The sequence below is a fragment of the Skermanella aerolata KACC 11604 genome, from assembly GCF_000936425.1.
GTDB lineage: Bacteria > Pseudomonadota > Alphaproteobacteria > Azospirillales > Azospirillaceae > Skermanella > Skermanella aerolata.
In genome coordinates this window covers 196140-215469 of sequence record NZ_AVFK01000008.1, presented here as the reverse complement: position 1 = coordinate 215469, position 19330 = coordinate 196140, and the positions used below count along the sequence as shown (strand labels likewise).

Below are 19330 nucleotides of genomic sequence, written 5' to 3'. Positions count from 1 at the left end.
TCCATCCCGGCCAGCGAACCTGACGACGGTCCGATCGAGGGGAAAATCATGAGAAGCACCGCCGGAAAGCTGGCTCTTGGCCTCGGCGCACTCAACCTCGCAACACTGATCCTGATGGCGACCGTCTCCGCCGACGATGGCTTCTGGGGCATCGGCAACAAGACACTGCCGCCGGGCGCACTGCCGGTCTCTGCGATAGCCCGCAGCGTCGAAGAGGCCGGTATCAAGCACATCTACGCCATCGATGCCGGCCGTAACGTTTATGAAGTCAAAGCACTCGACCCCAACGGCAAGCGTATCCGGCTTACCATAGATCCGCTGACAGGCGCCGTCATCGCACGCACCTTTTCGTAAGGCGCAAGTTCGTTTGGCAAGGACGGGAACTTGTTGGCAGGATTTTGATTGAGATGGACAACCGGGTGCTGCGCTGAAGCCCACTCGGGGGTTATCATGGTTTCGTCCCTCCCAATCTTCGGTGCCGATGTGACCACGAACTCCTCCGCCTTGCCAGATGCTGCGCAGGAGCGCGCTCGATGGAGCGCCAGCGGTGCTGCATGGGACCGATGGTCCGACCCGATGGCCGACATGGCGGACCGCCTGAACCTGCCACTGCTGGATGCCTGTGGTGTCATGCCCGGCGAAAGGGTGCTTGATCTTGCGTCGGGTGCCGGGGAACCGGCACTGAGCGCGGCCAAGCGCGTCGGTCCGGCCGGCCATGTCATCGGCATCGATCTTGTGCCGGAAATGCTCGCCGGTGCGATCCGGCGTGCAGCGGACTTCAGCGGGAAGAAGCCGGACTTCGCAATCGGCGACATGACCTCACTGCCTTTCCCCGACGAACATTTCGACCGGGTGACCTGCCGATTCGGCATAATGTTCGTTCCTGACATCCAGTCGTGCATGGCGGAGACGCTCCGGGTGCTGAACCGGCACGGCAAGGCCGCATTCATGGTGTGGGGTCCCTTGAGCGACAACACCCTGTTCTCCGAACTGGACGCGGCGGTTTCGGATATAATCGGACCGGACCCGAAGCACTCACTCAATCCGCTTTTCCGTTTCGAGGAGCCCGGCTCATTGGGGAGCTTGATGACCGCAGCAGGGTTCGAGAACGTCACGGAGGAGTCGCTCCGGCCGACGGCGCGGGTCCCGTTGGACAAACCGTTCTGGCGCGCGTCGCTCGACATGCTGTTCGCGCCGCGTCTGGCTTCCGCCCGCGACGGCAGCCGCGAGCGGATCGAAGATGCGGTCAGATCGCATTTTTCCGGAGTGGCGGTCGAAGGCGTCTGTCCGCTGCACCTCCACGCCAGGATAATCGCCGGTGAGGCCGGCTGACCCGCCGCGGTCAGTACTCGTTCCCCAGGCAATCGATGGCGACGAGGATCCCCAGAAGCATCGCCACCGATCCGCCGGGTCCGCCAAGCGGCAGAACGAGTTCCTGGAAATTCAGGTACTCGCGGCCGCACCAGCCGAGATCGCCGCTCCGCCACGCCGGTTGACGCAAGTTAACCACATCCTGCGCGCGGTTCACCGCCGCCACACCGTGCTGAGCACTCAATCCCGTGCCGAGCGGCTTACCGGTCAGCGGTGTTTGATGCAGCCATGAAAGCTTCTGCCCTGCCACGCGGTAAACGAACCTGGGATCACCCTCGTTGACGTTCAGAAGGAACACATTGCCCAGTAGGGTCGAAAAATCGGCTGGATCGATATCGCGGCGTGACGGCAATCCGGTGCCGGCTGGCCTTTGCTTGAGCCAATAACCGTACAGGATTTGCAGTTTGGCATGTGTCCATAGCGGCGGGCGATGTTCGCCGGCAACGGGGCTGATCGACTGGACAGGGTCAAGGGTGGATATGTGGCTCATACCCGCAAGACTACCTACCTCAAACGATTAAGTCGAGTTAATCAATAATTTTTCCTAAATACTTTTTTGGTTATGGCGAATTCGTCACAATCTGCGCGCATGAAAGAAACATAGGTTCGTCCAGAACTGCCAAAGGAACGACAAGCTCATTTATGAGTTTAAGAGCAACCCTCCCTCGATCGCGGCTAAGAAGAAATGACGCCAGACAAAGCATCGATCCTTCAACCTGGCCGCACGTGCTGGCGGACCGAGCAAGCCAACCGTATGGCCTTGATCGTAGACGCCTGCGATTATTTCGCTGTGGCGAAAGCCGCCATTGAGCGGGCACAGCATTCGATTTACATGATTGGCTGGGACTTCGACCTTCGGCTGCGGCTGGATCCATCGAATCCCGAGGCGAGCGAGCCCGACGAACTCGGTGCGTTCCTGAAGCATACGGTCAACAGCCGTCCTGGCCTACAGGCATATGTCCTCAAGTGGGACATGGCGATGCTTTTCACCCTGAGCCGCCAGATTGTGCCCGTGCTGGCCTTGGACCTCATGACCCAGCGCCGGATTCATTTTCGACTCGATGCCCAGCACCCATCCGGTGCTGCCCATCACCAGAAGATCATCGTGATCGACGACGCGCTGGCGTTCTGCGGCGGCATCGACATGACGGATAGTCGCTGGGATACCCGCGACCACAAGCCGGACGACGAGTTGCGGGTCCTTCCGGGCGGCTCGCCCTACCCGCCGTTCCATGACGTAACGACCGCCGTGGACGGAGATGCCGCAAAGGCGCTGGGCGAACTGGCGCGGGAGCGCTGGCACCGCGCCACGGGTGCCCATCTGCCGCCGCCGCCGGCTTGCGAACTCGATCCCTGGCCCGAACGGCTCAAGGTCACCCTGAGGAAGGTCCCCGTCTCCATCGCCCGGACGTGGCCGCGCCTGGGCAAGTACGAGGAGATCCGGGAGATCGAGCGCCTCTACCTGACGGCCATCCTGGCGGCGCGCGAGACGATCTATATGGAAAGCCAGTATCTCGCGTCCCACGCCATCCGCGACGCGCTGATCAAGCGGCTGCGGGAGCCGGACGGGCCCGAAGTGGTCGTGATAAATCCCGAGTCGGCGGATGGATGGCTGGAGCAGTCCGTCATGGACACCGCGCGGTCACTTATGGTTCGTCAGTTGAGGCGGGAGGATCGTCACGACCGCTTCCGCATCTACTTCCCGGTCAATGCGGCCGGCACGCCGATCTACGTCCACGCGAAGGTCCTGACCATCGACGACCGGCTGCTTCGGGTCGGCTCCTCGAACCTCAACAACCGCTCGATGGGTTTCGATACCGAATGCGATCTGGCGATCGAGGCGGTACCAGGGGAACCCTCGGCGAGGGAGATCGCGGACACGGTGATCGGCTTCCGCAACGACTTGATCGCCGAGCACCTGAACGTGAGCATCGAGACGGTCGAACAAACGATCGAAAGGCGCGGCTCCCTGGTCAAGGCGATCGACAGCCTGCGCCAGACGGAAGGACGCACTCTCGTCCCGCTGGAAGTCGAGGAGTTGAACGAGGTTCAGGAGCAGATAGTCGAGGCGCGCCTGCTCGATCCTGAAAGGCCCAAGCAGGTCGAGCGTGCCATCAGCCACACCGTCAAGAAGTTCGTCACCAAGCCCAATTGGGCCGTGATCGGTGCGGCCGCGGCCGGCATCGGTCTCGCCGCCTACGCCGGCCGGCGGCTGTATACCAAGAAGTACTCGATCCGGCGCGGCGATGACGGCGGGGATGCCTGACGGATTCGGGCCAGCGGCCGGCGGCCCGATAATGCTTGTGTCCGGGGGCGGTGGAGAGGTGTACTCCTCACCGCCCTATCCCTGACCGAGCACCCCATGAGAAGACCTGCCGCCACCGCTCTGCTGACCGTCTGCTTCCATGCTTCTGCCTGTTTTGCAGGGCCGGTCGAGCCGATCATCGCCATCAATTCGAACCTGCGGGAAATCGCGGCGCTTCAGAAACTCACTATCGCCGGGCACATCGACAAGTTCACCGCCGGACAGGACGTGGTCCTCGAAGGCTGGGGCAAGCTGTCTTCCGGCGACGGAAACGGCGGCATGATCCAACTCGATACTGATCTGCCGGTTTCCCGAGTCGAAGTCGAGGCCGTCGCACGTCCCGATGTCGCCGGAACCGTCGGCGATCCGGGACTGGCCTATTCCGGGTTCAGAATCAGGCTGGTTCTCGATCCGGCCGGCGTGCCGGAGGGCTACACTCTCTGCGTCAGCACGAATGATCCGCTATACGGCCGGTTCCGGATGCACGACAACCCGAAGGTGCCCTGCCCGGTCCAGCGGTAGGTTCCTGCCCGACCGCCGCTAACACTGCCTTACGACGGCGAAACAGTCATGCAGGCGGCACCCTGACTGGAAAGGCGGGCGCAGGCACGGTCGGCACTGGCGGATGAGACGCCGATGAGGCGCGCGCGGTAAAGACGGCCGGCGGGCGTATTCACTTCCATCACATAGACGCGGGCGGGCGTCAGCAGGTCGGGAACCGCACGACGGGCATCCTCGACGGCTTTGTTGCTTTCGGTCGGCGACCGGAAGGCGCCGACTTGGATGCCCCAGTCACCGACCGGCGCGGAGGCCAGTTGTACCGGCACCGACGATGGAGCGGGCCTTGGCCGCGCCGACGGGAGGGGTGCCACCGGCACTTGGGCGATGGGAAGGGCGGATGCCACGACGACGGGACGGGACGGCGGCGCTACGGCGGCGGCTATGACCGTACGATCCGGAATGCGCGGGGAAGGCACTGCCGCGAACATCGTGTCGGAAACCCGCCGGGTCGGTTCGACGCCGGCGAGGTTCGGGGAGATCATGGCAACGTAGTTGCGGGTTTCGGACGGAAGGCCGCGGTCGCCTGTCAGATATTCGCCATAGCGGCCGGGGCCGGCATTGTAGGCCGCGAGAAATCCTGGAGAACCGAACTTTTCGTACATCTCCCGCAGATAGGCTGTTCCGGCCATGATGTTGTCACGCGGCTCGAACGGATCGGAGCCCAGGCCGTGTTTGGTGCGGAGTTCCTCGTAGGTGGAGGGCATGACCTGCATGAGGCCCATGGCACCGGCCCTGCTGACGATCGGCCTGCCGTTCATATGGGTACGGCCGCCGCTCTCCACCTTCATCACGGCGCGAATCCATTGCTCCGGAACGTCGAACCGCTGGGATGCCTCGGCTATGTGGGATGCCCAGGGGTCGCCGGAAAGTCCGCCGCTATAGGCGCCCGAAGCTGCCGGGCTGGTCCGGTCGGTCGATGGGGAGCTTGAACAGGCGCTCAGCAGCGACGCCGCGAGTGCGAGGGTGATGCCGATCGATCCGCCGCGTGGCACAGTCCCGCGAAGTCGTTTGGCCGGAGCGTCACGGAACGGCGTCGGATGCGGCATGGCTCAACTGTTATGTAAGGACAGGGCTATAAGCTAATAATATCGTTTGGGTTTCCGGTCAACAGTTTCGTCCGCAAGCAAGCCCCCTACCCTGCCCAAGGAGCGGAAGCATGACGGGTCCGTTCGTTTCGACGATGTTAAGGAACGAAGTCATGCTTCCAGCTTCGGCATCAGTAGCCGTAGGACTGCTGCGGCTGGTTTCCGCTACCCTGATTATAGTTCTGGTCGCCTTGGTTGAACTGTCCGCCGCCGTCGAGATCGGCGCCGTTGAGATCGCCGGCGACTGCGCTTGCCAGTTCGGGGAAGCTGCGCTCGACGATCCCGATCAGAGCTTCGATCCGGTCGGCTGCGTGGTCGGCCTTGGACTGCAACTCTTCGTATTTGCGGCGCAGCTCGTCCAGCTCGGCCCGGGCGCTGTCGCGCTCCTCGACGACGGTGCGGTGTTCGTAGCGCTGCTCGTCCAGCTTCTTCGACACGCTGTCGATCACCCGGTCAATACGGGCGAGAGCACTATCCAGCTTGGAAATCGGGGTATCGGAGAAGTTTTGAGTATCGCTCATTCTAATCTGCTTGCCTGTCTGAAGGTGCCCCTTTGGGCGGTCATTGATCGCGCGCACCGGAATTTGGGTCAACCTTTTAATCGCAATTCCTTTCCGCTTTCCAAATAAAGTCTCTCCCAGATGACGCAGGCGTTATGGGTAGCGGCCCCAAGGGCGGTATTGTCGAAAATGCACCAGACCGGCGCCTTCGCCGCATCGGCTTCGACCATCCGCGCGATACCGGGCAGGCGGTCCGGCGCATAGTCGGAATGATAGATCTCGGGCGACCCGTGAAGCCGGTGATAGATCAGGCCGTTCCAGCCACCCGGAGGCTCGCCGCCCGGATCGGCCGCGACGCGGGCCACGCGGAACTTTGCCAGCATCCGGTCCGGACCGGCGTCGATGAACCAGCTGGGATGCCGAGGTTCCCATACGACCTCCCCGTCGAAACGGTCGCGGAGAAGCCCCAGGAACGCCTTGATGCGGTTAGGGTCGAACGGAAAACTGGGGGGAAGCTGGACCAGCAGGGGACCGAGGCGGTCGTTAAGGAAGCGGACCTCGCCGAGGAAGCGGTCGAGCGGATCGGCGCAGCCAGCCAGCCGCGATTCGTGGGTGATGAGCTTGGGCACCTTGACCGCGAACCGGAAGCCGTCCGGCACGGATGCGGCCCAGCGGGCATAGGTCGCCGGCTTGTGCGGACGGTAGAACGAGCTGTTGATCTCGACCGCCGGGAGAAAACGCGCATAGCGCTCCAGATGGCTGCCGTCAGGCGGGAACCAGCCGGCATGCTGCTTTGGGATCGACCAGCCGGCACAGCCGACGAATACAGGAAATACGCTCATGCCGCCTCAACCGCGCCATGAGCGTTTTGGTTTCCGGCATCAGTACAGCAGATCGCGGAACAGCAACGATACTTCGGGCACGTAGGTCACGATCATCAGGCAGGTCAGGATCACCAGCACGAACGGCAGCAAGGGCGCCACGATCCGGTCCAGCGGAATGCGGGCGACCTGACAGGCGGCGAACAGATTTACGCCGAAGGGCGGCGTGATCATGCCCATCGCCAGATTGACCACCATGATCAGGCCGAAATGGATCGGATCGATCCCGAAATGGCTGGCGACCGGTGCCAGGATCGGCGCCAGCACGATGATCGCGGCCGAGGTTTCGACGAACATGCCGAGCACGAACAGGAAGGCGTTGACCGCCAGCAGGAAACCGGCGCCTGTTGCGATAGTCTGGACCAGCCACTCGCCGACGGCGACAGGTACGCCGGCACGGTTGATCAGGAAGCTGAACAGCCCGGCATTGGCGATGATGAACATAATGATTGCGGACGATATCACGCTCTTCCGCAGGATCGGCCCGAGATCCGCGAACCTGATCTCGCGGTAGACGACCATGCCGACGACCAGCGCATAGAAGACCGCGACGACGGAAGCCTCGGTGGGAGTGAAGACGCCGCCGTAGATGCCGCCGATAATCACGACCGGCATCAGGAGCGCCAGGGCCGACCTTTTCAACGCGGCGGTGAAACCGAGCTGCCCTTCCCTGTCGTTCTTGCCCAGCCCCTTGATACGGCACCAGACATAGACGAACAGGATGAGTGCGGCCGCGATCAGGATGCCCGGTCCGATGCCCGCGATGAATAACTCGCCAATCGAGACCTCCGCCGACACGGCGTAGAGGATCATCGGGATGGACGGCGGGATGATGACGCCGAGTTCCGCGGACGTCGCCTGGAGAGCTGCAGCAAAGGGAGCGGGATAGCCGTGACGGACCATGGCGGGGATCAGGATCGCGCCGATCGCGAAGGTCGTCGCGACGCTGGAACCTGATACCGCCGCGAAGATCATGCATGTCAGGACGCAGGTGCAGGCAAGACCGCCCTGAACGCCGCCGACGATCGATTTGGCGAAATCGACCAGCCGCCCGGATATGCCGCCGACTTCCATCAGGTTGCCGGCCAGGATGAAGAAAGGGATCGCCGCCAGCGGATAGCGGTCGAGCGAGACGAAGAGTTGCTGGGCTACCAGCAGCAGCGGAAGGTTGGTGAACCCCGCGATGCCGACCACGCTCGCCAGTCCGATCGAGACGGCGATGGGAACGCTGAGCGCGAACAGCACGAGCATCGTTATGAGGATGGTCGTGCTCATGTCGCGGTCTCCTCAAGGGCAGCCGTGCGGCGGTCGAAATAGTGGGCCGCCACGGCGAGCAGACTGAAGAACGCTCCCACAGGCAAGGCGGCGTAGGCCCATGCGATCGGAACCTCCAGCCCGGCCAGTGTCTGGAACCGCACCCGCCATGTCATCTGGATGCCGAACCACAGGATCACGCCCAGCAGCGCAAGGCTGCCGAGCGTGATGAAGCCCTGCAACAGGCTTTGCAACCGGCCGGATACCGACCGGTAGGCCAGATCAATCGCCACCAGCGCACCGTGCCGGAATGCGATGGTGATGCCCAGGAAGACCATCCAGATCAGGCAGGTGCGGGTAAGCGCCTCCGACCAGGTGGACGGCTGTTCGAAGATGAAGCGGGTGATGACCTGATAGAACGCGGACACGGCCGCGACCACGAGGCAGGCGGACGCCGCATGGCCGATCACCCAGTTGATCACCCCTTCGACGCGCAGAAAGATCCGGATCATGAATTTCGCGGATCAGGGTGCGTAATTGCGGATCTGGTCGATCTTGTCCTTGCCGAACTTCTTCGAGTACTCGGCATAGGCCGGCTCCAGCGCTTCCTGGAACTTCGTACGGTCGACGTCGGTGATCACCTCCATGCCGGCGGCCCGCAGTTCGGCGACGCCGTTGGCTTCCACCGAAGCGACCTTCTCGCGCATCGCCTTTGCCGCGACGGCCGCCGCTTCGTGGAACATCTTCTGTTCGTCGGCCGACAGGCCGTCATAGGTCGATTTCGCCATCAGGATCATGGCCGGCGAATAGACGTGCCCGGTCATCGTCAGATACTTCTGCACCTGGGCGAACTTGGAGGACGTGATGACCGGAATCGGGTTCTCCTGCCCATCGACCGTACCCTGCTGAAGGGCCGTGAAGACCTCGGTGAACGCCATCGGGGTCGGCAGGACGCCCAACTGGCGGAAAGCGGTCATGTGGACCTGGTTTTCCATGGTCCTGACCTTCAGGCCCTTGGCATCCGCCGGAGTATTGATCGGCCGCTTGCTGTTGGTGATGTGCCGGAAGCCATTTTCACCCCAGGCCAACGCCTCGATCCCCTTGGCGGGGAACAGCTTCAGCATGTCCTGGCCGATCGGACCGTCGAGCACGGCACGGGCGTGCTGATAATCCTTGAACAGGAAGGGAATATCGACGATCGCCACTTCCGGCACGAAGTTGCCGACCGGTCCGGTCGAGGTCACCACCAGATCGAGCGTGCCGATCTGCGCGCTCTCGATCATTTCCCGCTCGGCGCCGTTGGGAGTCGAGACGACCTTGAACTTGCCATTGCTGCGCTTCGCCAGCTCGTCGCCCAAAGTCGCCGCGGCGACGCCGTAATGGGACGCCGATGCCGTCGGGTGCCCAAGTTGAAGAACCGTCTCCGCCTGTGACGATGCGGCGAAAGCGAATGTGGTGGATAGCGTGAGGGCGCACGCGGCGACCCATCGTGTCATCTTCATAGCTTCGGACCTCCCGGTTCCATCGTTACGGCTTCTCGGCTGAGCCGTCCGTTATTAAGAGAAGGTTTAGCAGGGGATGGATAAAGGTCAAACATGAACCTTTTGACCGGGCTCGGCTTTTTTGACCGGGATGGGGTTGAATAGACCCTCCCGTACAATTTTTCTGGTAAGCTCCTGACTCACATGGACGCGCCAGAGCATAATAAACGTGGACAGCCAGCCCTCCCAATCACCGGCGGATGATCTTAAGCTGCAAACGCTGATTGAGACTGCTCCCGACGGTATAGTCATCATCGATTGTACCGGTCGGGTTCAGACCTGCAATCCCGCTTGCCTGCGCCTGTTCGGCTATGAGACCCATGAAGTCGTCGGTCGGAACGTCAAGATGCTGATGCCCGCTCCCTACCAGGAGGAGCATGATACATATCTCCGCAACTACCATGAAACCGGGCATCGCCGCATCATCGGCATCGGGCGGGAAGTCCATGGCCGGCGCAAGGACGGGACGGTCTTTCCACTCGAACTTTCGGTTGGAGAGGCCGGCAGCGGCGACGGCAAGGTCTTCATCGGCATCCTTCGCGACATCACGCAACGAAAGCAGTTTGAAAACGACCTGCTGGAGCGAAAGGCTCGCCTGACATCCATCCTGGAGACGGTTCCGGATGCGATCATCGTGATCGACGATCTGGGAACCATCGAGTCCTTCAGCCCTGCCGCCGAGCGCCTGTTCGGGTACTCCTCGACCGACGTGGTCGGCCGGAACGTCAGCATCCTGATGCCGGCGCCCTACCGCGCCGCCCATGACGGCTACATGGACCACTATCTGACGACCGGCGAGAAGCGGATCATCGGCATCGGCCGGGTCGTCGTCGGCAAGCGGGCCGACGGCGCCACGTTCCCGATGGATCTGGCCGTCGGTGAGGTAAATCTTGGCGGCCGCCGGCTGTTCACCGGCTTCGTACGTGACCTGACCGAGCACCAGCACGCGGAAAAGCGGCTTCAGGACCTGCAAAGCGAGCTGTTGCACGTGTCCCGCTTCAGCGCGATGGGCCAGATGTCGTCCACGCTGGCGCATGAACTCAACCAGCCCCTGACAGCCATCACCAACTATGTCAAAGCCTGCCGCCGCATGATGGACGCGGCCGAAACCAAGCCTTCGCCCAAGGTCCTGGAAACCATGGACAAGGCGGTGGCGCAGGCGGTCCGCGCCGGTCAGATCATCCGTCGGATGCGCGACTTCATCGAAAAGGGGCAGACCGACCGGACCTTGGAAGCCATCAACAAGGTCGTGGAGGAAGCCAGCGCTCTTGCACTGGTCGGCGCCAAGCAGGAGAATATCCGGGTAAACTTCCAACTGGCGCCGAATGCCCCGCCGGTCTGGATCGATAGGATCCAGATCCAGCAGGTGGTGCTCAATCTGGTCCGCAACGCGATGGAGGCACTGATCCAGTCACCTGTCCGCGACCTGACGATAGGCACGGCGGCAGCGTATGACGACATGGTGGAAGTGACCGTCAGCGATACCGGACCCGGTCTGGCTCCGGTCGTGGCGGCCAACCTGTTCCAGCCCTTCATCACCACCAAGCAGAAGGGCATGGGACTGGGCCTGTCGATATCCCGCTCGATCATCGACGCCCATGGCGGCCGCCTGTGGGCCACGCCGAATCCGGATGGCGGCGTCACTTTCCATTTCACGGTCGAAACCGCCCGTCCCGAGAATCATGATGACGACACCTGCTGAGAACAATGGGCAACCGACCGTCTTCATCCTGGACGATGACGACGCCGTACGCGATTCGCTTCAGATCCTGATGGAATCCGCCGGCTTCACGGTCGAAGCCTTTGCATCGCCGCTGGATTTCCTCGGCTCTTCCGCACCCGGACGGCCGGGCTGCCTGCTGATCGACGTGCGCATGCCGGAAATGAGCGGCATCGAAGTTCAGGAAAGTCTTGCGGCCGGCAATCGCCAGCTTCCGGTCATCGTGATGACCGGGCATGCCGACGTGCCTCTGGCGGTGCGGGCCATGAAAGCCGGCGCCGTCGATTTCATCGAGAAGCCGTTCGACGACACCGTCATCATCGAAACCGTCCGCCGCGCGCTCGAATTGCGGCCCGCAGCCAATCCGGAAATCGCCCAGCGGCTGGCTTCCCTCACTCCCCGCGAGCGGGAGGTGCTGGAAGGGCTGGTAGCCGGACGCGCCAACAAGGTCATCGCCTTCGACCTCGACATCAGTCCGCGTACCGTGGAGATCCACCGCGCGCGGGTCATGGAGAAGATGCAGGCGCGCAGTTTGTCGCAGCTCGTCCGGATGGCGCTCGAATCCGGCATTTCACCGCCATCGGGCTGACCGGCGGAATTGAACATAGGGAGTATTGCGTATTTCGCGCGGCCACGCCGAAGCCTACTGTGCATCAAGATGACGCAGTACCGGCGTATGCGGCATTGCGCCAGTTAGCAGGTCGCGGGAGGTGGGTGTCGTGATTTCAGAATCAAACAGGACCGTGTTCCTCGTAGATGACGATGAGCCTGTCCGTGATTCTCTGAAAACCCTTCTCGAATCCTATAGCATGCCGGTCCAAGACTTTCCGTCCTGTCCGGAATTCCTGGAAAGGTTCGATGGGGAAAATGCCGGATGTCTCGTGCTCGATCTTCATCTGCCCGTGATGAGCGGCCTTGAATTCATGGAGCGCTACGGTTCGCGTTTGAACGACATGCCGGTGATCCTGATCACGGGACGCGGCGACCCTGCCACCAAGGCGCGGGCTCTGGAAGCCGGTGTCATAGCCTTCATCGAAAAGCCGTTCGACGACGAACGTCTGGTGGACCTGATCCAGACGGCGCTGGCGCGCAAGTCCCCCCGGGAGACCGCTCCGCCGACCTGTCACTGACAGGCCGGCCGGCGATTGCGCCCGCGGGCGGCACCCAAGCCGCTCAGAAGCGGATCTTCAGCTTGCCCATGATCCTCTGGTAATCGTCGCCGAATCCGTATGCCGCACCGAGTTCGACCCAATCGAAGCTGAAGCGGCCGTTGTCGGTGCCCTTGGAAAAGCTGACCGCGATTTCGTCAAACGTCTCAACATAAAGATCGTCGCCCAAGTAACGGCTGTCGGTGAATGCGGCCGTCACGCGGAGCGGCGCCGGACCTTCCGTCAGGTCGCGTGAGATGGAAATGCCGTTCCGCAGGATCACGTTGGTAAGGTCGTAATCGATGTCGTAGTCGCCGACCGAGACACCCGTGGCACGATAGAGGCCGGCCATGTTGCCCAGGCCGAAATGCCAGCCGTTCCAGTCCCAGCGGAAGTCGCTGGTCACCGATCCTGAATAAACCACCGCGGCGGCGCCGAGATCGATCGATCCCGCGACACCGGCACGGACGGCGGGAGTGATCGACCAGCGGTCGATCACGGGAAGCCGGACGCCTAGGCCGAACGATCCCGACAAGCTGTCGGACTCTCCGCTGCGCACCCAGTTGACCGGCAGGTCGACCAGGACGGCGGCGTTGCTTTCCTCGAAGTTGAAACGGTAGGAGAGCTTACCGGACACGCGGTCCTGGTCGTAGCCGCCGGACGCCGTGCCCCGTCCGCCCTCGACGCTGAACCCCAGAAGATTGGGCGCTCCCGAACCTGTCGCAGCGCCCAGCGCGTCGGTACCCTGGGCGAAATCCGCTTCGCCCATCAGCGACATCAAACTGTCCGGATTGCCGGCCACCGGATCGATCGCGGTCTCCCGGACAGCGGCCTGGAGAACCTTGGTCACGTCGGCTCCGCCGGCGCCCTTGAAGTAGTCGGTGACCGCATCCTGCGCCTCATCGCGCGTAGCCCCAGTGAAGGTGCGCTCGATCCCGGCGGAGGGCACCCTCAACACTATGGTCGATCCGGCGGTCGGATACTCGATCGTCGCAGCCAGACCGCGAAGATTGAACGACGCCGAGGCCGGAGCATTGTCGCGGTACGAGGGCAGCAGGGATCTAAGGCTGGTACCGGATACGCTGTCGATCGCATCCTCGATGCTGTCGTAGCTGTAGGTCCTGCTTTCGCCATTGGCGCTCAGCACAGCCGTAAAGGCTTCACGGGCTTGAGCCGACGACAGCGGCAGCAATGCCGACGCAGCCGCCGCCGTCAGCAGAAAAAACCCTTTGTTCATAACCGGATACCTCACACCACCTCAATCCTGGGCGACCGCCGCCCGTGGATGGACTGAGATAAGCGAGGTATGGTTAACTACGCCTTAAGGTTAATAACCTTACTCGGTTTTGGCGGTTCCGGTCTGCGACAGCTCCATGATCAAGCTGGACGTCAGGAACAGGCGTGGGGCGATGCTGGACATCTCGGCATATTCCTCCGGGGAATGAAGGCCGGCACCGACCAATCCCATCGTTTCCAGAATGGCCGGCCTCGGGTTCTTCGGATCATAGGCATAGCCGGCATCGGTGCCGAAGCGCATGGCGACGGGTTTCAGGTCGCGCCCGGTCTTGGCATAGATGTCATGAGCGAGCCCCGCCAGCCGGTCGGAGCCGGGATTCTTCACCAGCGGCGGACGGCCCTTCTCGATGCGGAACTCGACTTGGGTATCGGGGATCAGGGTGTTCCGGATCAACCGCTTGCCATCGGCCAGGACACGGTCGTACTCGGCCAGGTCGGAATAGCGCATGTCGCCTTCGGCGGAAGCCTGAGCCGGGATGATGTTCCGCTTGTCGCCTCCCTTGGCGACCGTCCAGTTGACCGTCGTTCCCTTCGCCGGATCGCCCAGGTCCTTCAGCTGGACAAGCTGATGAGCCAGTTCGGTGACGGCGTTGCGGCCTTCCTCGGGAGCCGACCCGGCGTGCGACGCCCTGCCCTTCACGTCAAGGAAGACGGTGTTGATGCCGTTCGTCGCGACCGTGACTGCATCGCTGTCGGGCGGCTCGTAGGAGAAGACATAGTCCTGCCGAGCGGCCAGCTCCGCGATGGTGTCTCTCGATCCGCGCGAGCCCATTTCCTCATCCGGGTTGAACAGGATGGTGATCGTGCCGTAGCGGTCGAACTTGGCATCCTGAAGCAGTTTCAGCGAATGGAGGATCACCGCGAGGCCGCCCTTGGCGTCGGCCACGCCGGGACCGCGGATGCGCTCGCCCTCGACGCGGAAGGGACGTTCGGCGACGGTGCCTTCGGGGAAGACGGTGTCGTAGTGGACCATCAGCAGGAACTTCGCCTCCCCCTGCCCCTTCAGCGTGCCGACGATGTTCCTGCCGGTTGACGGCTTGGCGTCGGTCACGCGGACATCGGCGCCGAGCGCTTTCAGCCGCTCGGTCAGGATGACCTCGACCTTCGATAGCCCCGGACCATGACCGGTGCCGGTATCGACGCTCACAAGCTGCTCCAGCGTCGCCAGGAAATCGGGCCGCTCAGCTTCGGCGCGCTTCAGCAGGTCGTCGGGCTGACCGACGGCATTTGCGGCCAGTGCCGCACTGGCGCCGGGGGAACACACCGCTACCGCCGCAGCGAAGGTTGCAGATCGTATGTGCATGAGAAGCGCTCCTCGCCTGGATTGATGCTTCCAGATCAACACACCAGCTGGTGGATAGTGGCGAACAGAACAATCTGCACGTGCCGCCGCGAGGCTTAGACTTCTTCCATTCGCCATACCAGATCGCTACTGGTCACAAGGCTTTCGCGGTGGGTGATCAGCAGGACGGTGCGTCCTGCCATCTTCGGCCGCAGGGCCTGCATCACGACCGCTTCCGTCGCCGTGTCCAGCCCCTCCGTCGGCTCGTCCAGGATCATCACCGGAGCGTCCTTCAGGAGCGCTCGGGCAAGCGACAGGCGGCGGGCTTGGCCGCCGGAGAGGAGCACGCCGTTCTCGCCGACCCAGGTCAGGATGCCATTAGGAAGGCTTTCGACGAAATCGGCTAGGTCGACGGTTTCCAGCGCGTCCCATAGCTCGTCGTTGGTCGCGCCGGGGCGGGCGATCAGCAGGTTGTCGCGGATGTCGGCCGCAAACAGGTGGGTGTTCTGGCTGACATACGCGATGCGGCTGTGCAGGTCCTCTTGACGAAGGCTACGGAGATCGACGCCACCCAGGGTCACGCTGCCAGTATCCGGGTCGATCAGCCGGAGAGCCAGTTGGGCCAGGGTCGATTTGCCGGAGCCGCTCGGCCCCAGCAGAACGGCGGTGCGACCTTCCGGAAGGTGAAGCCGAAGATCGTCCAGGACAGGTTTGCCATAGCCGAAGCTAATGCCGTCGAACATCAGGTCATGACGGTCCGGAACTGGAACAGGATGTTCCGGGTCGCCGACGCGGGGCTGCATGTCGGCTATCTCGGTCAGCCGCCGTGCCGCAGCCTTGGTCCGGCCCAGGAACTGATAGGCGAGCGGCAGAGGTGCCGTCGCTTCGAACAGCGCCATCACCAGGAAGACGACAAGGGCGATCAACGGGCCGTCCAGGCGATCTTCGCCTGCCTGGCCGGTCGTCAGGAACAACGCAAGCCAGACGGCGCCGCCCGCGGCCATCAGGGAGAGGGCGGAGGAAAGTCCGGTGATCGAACTCATCCGGCGCTGGCGGGCGATCAGGCCGTCGGTTTCCTGTGCGATGGCCGCCCCCTGGCGCGCTTCCGCAGCGAAAGCCCGCAGGTCGGCCAGGCCCTGAACGCCGTCCACCGCATGGGACCGCAAGCGGGCGCCGATGCCGACCATGTCGGCGCCAGCGCCGGCACCTAGTCTGGCCGCAAGCGCGGGCACCAGGAGGCCCGATACCAGCATCAAGGCTGCCGTCGTCAGCGCCACGGCCGGATCGATCCAGCCAAGCGGGACCAGGACGGCGATGGCGGCTATGACCGCTACCATGCTGGGCGCCACGACCCGAAGATAAAGGTTGTCGAGCGCGTCGATATCGGCGGTCAGACGCGTCAGCAAGTCGCCGCCGGTGAGCCGGGCGATCTGCCCGGCGTCGAGCGGGATCGCCCTGGCGAACAGCCAGCGGCGAAGGTCGGCAAGCAGGCGGAACGTCGCTTCATGGTTGACCAGACGCTCGGCATAGCGGCCGCCGGTCCGGATCAGGGCGGCGGCCCGGATGGCGGCACTGGGAGTGAAGATGTTGAAGGCGGCGCCTCCCAGCAGCCCCAGACCGGCCAGGGCGCTGCCGGTGATGAACCAGCCGGACACGCCGAGAAGCCCGATGCCGGCGAGCAGCGTCACCAGCATCAGCAGCGCGCCGAACGCCATGCGCAGGGCGTGGCGGCGGAACAGCTTCAGAAAGGGCCAAAGCTCACGCATCGACCACCTCCAGCCTGCCGCCGCCGACTTCGATCCGGCGTTCAGCCCAGCCGATCCCGGATGCGCTGTGCGTCGCGATCAGTACCGTCCGCCCTCGCGCCAGCCTGTCCAGGGCTGACAGGACGAGCCTTTCATTCTCCGGGTCGAGGCCGGCCGTGGGCTCGTCCAGCAGCAGGACCGGCGCGTCCTTCAGGTAGGCGCGGGCAAGGGCGACCCGGCGCGCCTCGCCGCCCGAGATGCCGTGACCGCGCTGGCCGATCGGCGTTTCCAGCCCATTGGGCAGACGGTCGGCGAAGTCGGAGACATGGGCGGCATCGGCGGCCTCATCGACCTGGACATCGGTCGCATCGGGCCGGGCGAGCCGGATGTTCTCCCAGATCGTACCGTGGAACAGGTGCGGGTTCTGGCCGACCCAGGCGGTGACGGTGGCCGGATCGATCCGGCCGACCTCGAGCCCGCCGATCGTCACCGTTCCGGCGGCGGGCCTGATGAAGCCGAGGAAGAGTCCGATGATCGTCGATTTGCCGGCGCCGCTCGGCCCCACCAGCGCCACCCGCTCTCCGGCGGCCACGCTCAGGGTGACATCCTGCAATACGGGTCTCGCTCCCTCCCCACTGCCATGGGCGAAGCTGACGCCGGTCATGTCGAGCGCCATAGGGCCGGCATCGGCCGGCGGCCGGATGCCGCCGCGTGGTGCGGCAGGGGTATCGAGTACCGCCATGATCTGCCCGGCGGCCGCGACCGCCGCCGCCCGGTCATGATAATGCGCGGCAAGCTGGCGGAGCGGCAGGAAGAATTCCGGCGCCAGCATCAGCACGAACAAGCCCGTCGCCAGCGTTACGCCGCCGCTGGGACCGAAATGGACATAGCCCAGCAGGCTGAAGCCGACATAGACCGCAACCACCGCGACCGCCATCGCGCTGAAAAGCTCCAGGACGGCGGAGGACAGGAAGGCGATGCGGAGGACGCCCATCGTGCGCTGGCGGTACTCGTCCGAAACCTTGCCGATCAGGTCAAGTTCGCGCCGCGCCTGACCGAACAGTTTCAGTGTCGTCAGTCCTTGCAGCCGGTCCAGGAAGTATCCGCCCATGCGGGCCAGTGCCTCGAACTGCCGCTTGCTGGCCGCTGCGGCGCCCATGCCGATCAGGGACATGAACAGCGGTACGAAGGGAGCCGCGAGAAGCAACATGCCGCCGACCACCCAGTTGACGGGGAAGATCGCGGCCAGAAGCGTCAGCGGCACCAGTACCGACAGCGCCATCTGCGGCAGGAACCGGGCGAAGTAGCCGTCCAGGGCGTCGACCTGCTCGATCAGGACGGTCGCCAGGTCGCCGCTGTGCCTGCTTCCCGCGTAGGCAGGTCCCAGGCGCGCGATGTGGCCGTACAGCTCGCGCCGCAACACCGCCCGGACGCTGGCTGCCGCCGTGAAGCCCGCGAGCTCGGCACCCCAGGCGCACAGGCCGCGCGCGGCGTAGACGGCCAGCAACGTCCATAGCGCCGGCATCAGGTCCGACCTGGATACCCCGTCCACGATGGATGCGTGGAGCACGTAGGCGATCAATCCCGCCTGTGCCAGCAGGAGCAATCCGCTGGCGAACCCGGCGCCGACCGCCAAGCCGATCCACAACCGTGCCCGCCGCGCCAGTCCGCCGAGATACTTCGCCGCCTCCCGATCCGCCACCGGTCACCTTCTTCCAGCAAATCAACATCATACAGTCACCTGACATATGTCAGAGGACCATAGGTAAAACCCCTTACGTAGAAGCCCTTACGTACAATCCCGAACTTAAGTGACAGGGGCCGTTGGGCCTATACCTCCGCTACAGCAGGAACGCGGCCATAAGGCCCGCCGAGTGGAAACGGAGAGGAAGACAACATGGCTCCAGCTCTTGCCATTGCCGGAACGACCGCCGTGGGTATCGGAGCCTTCGCTCCGGCTCTTCCGCAGACCTCTACCCGAATTCAGTGGGCGAACAGCAATTGGGGCCAGCGCCCGGCGGATCCCCTCGACGCAATCGCCACGCCTGCCGCATTGGACCGCGACCAGCCGCTGTTCCGCGAAGGGGACAGCGCCGACAACGTGTTCGAAGTGACCAGCGGGATCATCCGGGTCTTCAAGCTGCTCCCCGACGGCCGCCGTCAGATCATCGGCTTCCTGGAAACCGGCGATTTCCTGGGTCTGTCCTTCAACGAAAACTACCTCTACACCGCCGAAGCCGTGACCCCGGCGTCCGTGCGGCGCTTCTCACGCCGCCGGCTGGACGCGCTGATCGACGAGAACCAGGAAGTGCGCCGCCGCCTGATGGCAATCACAGCGAATGAGTTGCTGACCGCGCAGGACCAGATGGTGCTGCTCGGCCGGAAGACTGCCAAGGAAAAGCTCTGCACCTTCCTGATGAACCTGTCGCGGAAAGCGGCGCGGCGCGGTCTGAACGCCACCCGGATCAGCATGCCGATGGGCAGGGCCGACATCGCCGACTATCTGGGGCTGACGATCGAAACCGTTTCCCGCACCATCACCTGCCTGAAGACCGCCGGACTGATCCGCCTGCTCGAAAATCACAAGGTCGAACTGGCCGACGCCGAATCTATCGCTGAACTGGCCGACGCGGCCTGAGCC

General features: G+C 63.6%; 19 protein-coding genes. 8 read left to right on the top strand and 11 right to left on the bottom strand.

Annotated features, from left to right (window positions below):
• Positions 1-48: 48 nt before the first annotated feature.
• Together N826_RS13015 and N826_RS13010 are read left to right on the top strand one after the other, a co-directional pair.
• A complete protein-coding gene (locus N826_RS13015; RefSeq protein ID WP_169789337.1) occupies positions 49-354 on the top strand; it encodes a PepSY domain-containing protein in 306 nt (101 codons plus the stop codon).
• Positions 355-450: 96 nt separating this feature from the next.
• On the top strand, positions 451-1332 hold the full coding sequence (locus N826_RS13010) for a class I SAM-dependent methyltransferase (protein WP_244619528.1): 882 nt from the start codon (positions 451-453) through the stop codon (positions 1330-1332).
• 10 nt (positions 1333-1342) lie between these two features.
• On the opposite strand, the gene N826_RS13005 is transcribed toward N826_RS13010, so the two are convergent.
• The gene (locus tag N826_RS13005; protein WP_044429306.1) at positions 1343-1861 is read right to left on the bottom strand and encodes a PAS domain-containing protein; all 519 of its coding nucleotides are present in this window, start codon (positions 1859-1861) and stop codon (positions 1343-1345) included.
• A 264-nt stretch (positions 1862-2125) separates the two neighbouring features.
• Between N826_RS13005 and N826_RS13000 the strand changes: the two genes are divergently transcribed.
• The gene (locus tag N826_RS13000; RefSeq protein WP_063772250.1) at positions 2126-3637 is read left to right on the top strand and encodes a phospholipase D-like domain-containing protein; all 1512 of its coding nucleotides are present in this window, start codon (positions 2126-2128) and stop codon (positions 3635-3637) included.
• A gap of 96 nt (positions 3638-3733) precedes the next feature.
• Positions 3734-4198: a hypothetical protein gene (locus tag N826_RS12995; RefSeq protein WP_044429304.1), complete on the top strand. Its 465-nt coding sequence runs from the start codon at positions 3734-3736 to the stop codon at positions 4196-4198.
• 29 nt (positions 4199-4227) lie between these two features.
• On the opposite strand, the gene N826_RS12990 is transcribed toward N826_RS12995, so the two are convergent.
• The 6 genes from N826_RS12990 to N826_RS12965 all read right to left on the bottom strand — a co-directional run bounded on the left by N826_RS12990 (position 4228) and on the right by N826_RS12965 (position 9459).
• A complete protein-coding gene (locus tag N826_RS12990) occupies positions 4228-5283 on the bottom strand; it encodes a lytic transglycosylase domain-containing protein (protein WP_052831155.1) in 1056 nt (351 codons plus the stop codon).
• Positions 5284-5453: 170 nt separating this feature from the next.
• Entirely contained in the window at positions 5454-5843 is a 390-nt protein-coding gene (locus N826_RS12985) for a nucleoporin Nup88 family protein (RefSeq protein WP_044429302.1), read from the bottom strand.
• A gap of 68 nt (positions 5844-5911) precedes the next feature.
• Positions 5912-6664, bottom strand: coding sequence for a DUF72 domain-containing protein (locus N826_RS12980; protein ID WP_044429300.1), 753 nt, complete (start codon positions 6662-6664; stop codon positions 5912-5914).
• Positions 6665-6703: 39 nt separating this feature from the next.
• Complete coding sequence (locus tag N826_RS12975; protein WP_044429298.1) at positions 6704-7978, bottom strand: TRAP transporter large permease; 1275 nt, start codon at positions 7976-7978, stop codon at positions 6704-6706.
• Positions 7975-8469 carry a TRAP transporter small permease gene (locus tag N826_RS12970; protein WP_052831153.1) on the bottom strand — a complete coding sequence of 165 codons (495 nt, stop codon included), beginning with the start codon at positions 8467-8469 and terminating at the stop codon, positions 7975-7977. The genes N826_RS12975 and N826_RS12970 overlap by 4 nt, the downstream gene beginning before the upstream one ends.
• A gap of 12 nt (positions 8470-8481) precedes the next feature.
• Positions 8482-9459, bottom strand: a complete 978-nt coding sequence (locus tag N826_RS12965; protein ID WP_044429296.1) for a TRAP transporter substrate-binding protein — start codon at positions 9457-9459, stop codon at positions 8482-8484.
• 208 nt (positions 9460-9667) lie between these two features.
• Between N826_RS12965 and N826_RS12960 the strand changes: the two genes are divergently transcribed.
• From N826_RS12960 to N826_RS12950, 3 genes are all read left to right on the top strand, one after another.
• A complete protein-coding gene (locus N826_RS12960; RefSeq protein ID WP_052831151.1) occupies positions 9668-11200 on the top strand; it encodes a PAS domain-containing sensor histidine kinase in 1533 nt (510 codons plus the stop codon).
• Positions 11184-11807: a response regulator FixJ gene (gene fixJ / locus N826_RS12955; protein WP_044429429.1), complete on the top strand. Its 624-nt coding sequence runs from the start codon at positions 11184-11186 to the stop codon at positions 11805-11807. The genes N826_RS12960 and fixJ overlap by 17 nt, the downstream gene beginning before the upstream one ends.
• A gap of 121 nt (positions 11808-11928) precedes the next feature.
• Positions 11929-12348, top strand: a complete 420-nt coding sequence (locus tag N826_RS12950) for a response regulator transcription factor (protein WP_345769877.1) — start codon at positions 11929-11931, stop codon at positions 12346-12348.
• Positions 12349-12391: 43 nt separating this feature from the next.
• On the opposite strand, the gene N826_RS12945 is transcribed toward N826_RS12950, so the two are convergent.
• The 4 genes from N826_RS12945 to cydD all read right to left on the bottom strand — a co-directional run bounded on the left by N826_RS12945 (position 12392) and on the right by cydD (position 18391).
• Positions 12392-13603 (bottom strand): hypothetical protein, encoded by a 1212-nt coding sequence (locus N826_RS12945; protein WP_044429291.1) that lies wholly within the window; start codon positions 13601-13603, stop codon positions 12392-12394.
• A 99-nt stretch (positions 13604-13702) separates the two neighbouring features.
• Positions 13703-14965, bottom strand: coding sequence for a M20/M25/M40 family metallo-hydrolase (locus tag N826_RS12940; RefSeq protein ID WP_044429289.1), 1263 nt, complete (start codon positions 14963-14965; stop codon positions 13703-13705).
• 95 nt (positions 14966-15060) lie between these two features.
• Positions 15061-16710 (bottom strand): thiol reductant ABC exporter subunit CydC, encoded by a 1650-nt coding sequence (gene cydC / locus N826_RS12935; RefSeq protein WP_063772249.1) that lies wholly within the window; start codon positions 16708-16710, stop codon positions 15061-15063.
• Positions 16703-18391 (bottom strand): thiol reductant ABC exporter subunit CydD, encoded by a 1689-nt coding sequence (gene cydD, locus N826_RS12930; protein WP_044429288.1) that lies wholly within the window; start codon positions 18389-18391, stop codon positions 16703-16705. The genes cydC and cydD overlap by 8 nt, the downstream gene beginning before the upstream one ends.
• 195 nt (positions 18392-18586) lie before the next feature.
• Between cydD and N826_RS12925 the strand changes: the two genes are divergently transcribed.
• Positions 18587-19327 (top strand): cyclic nucleotide-binding domain-containing protein, encoded by a 741-nt coding sequence (locus tag N826_RS12925; protein ID WP_052831147.1) that lies wholly within the window; start codon positions 18587-18589, stop codon positions 19325-19327.
• Positions 19328-19330: the final 3 nt, after the last annotated feature.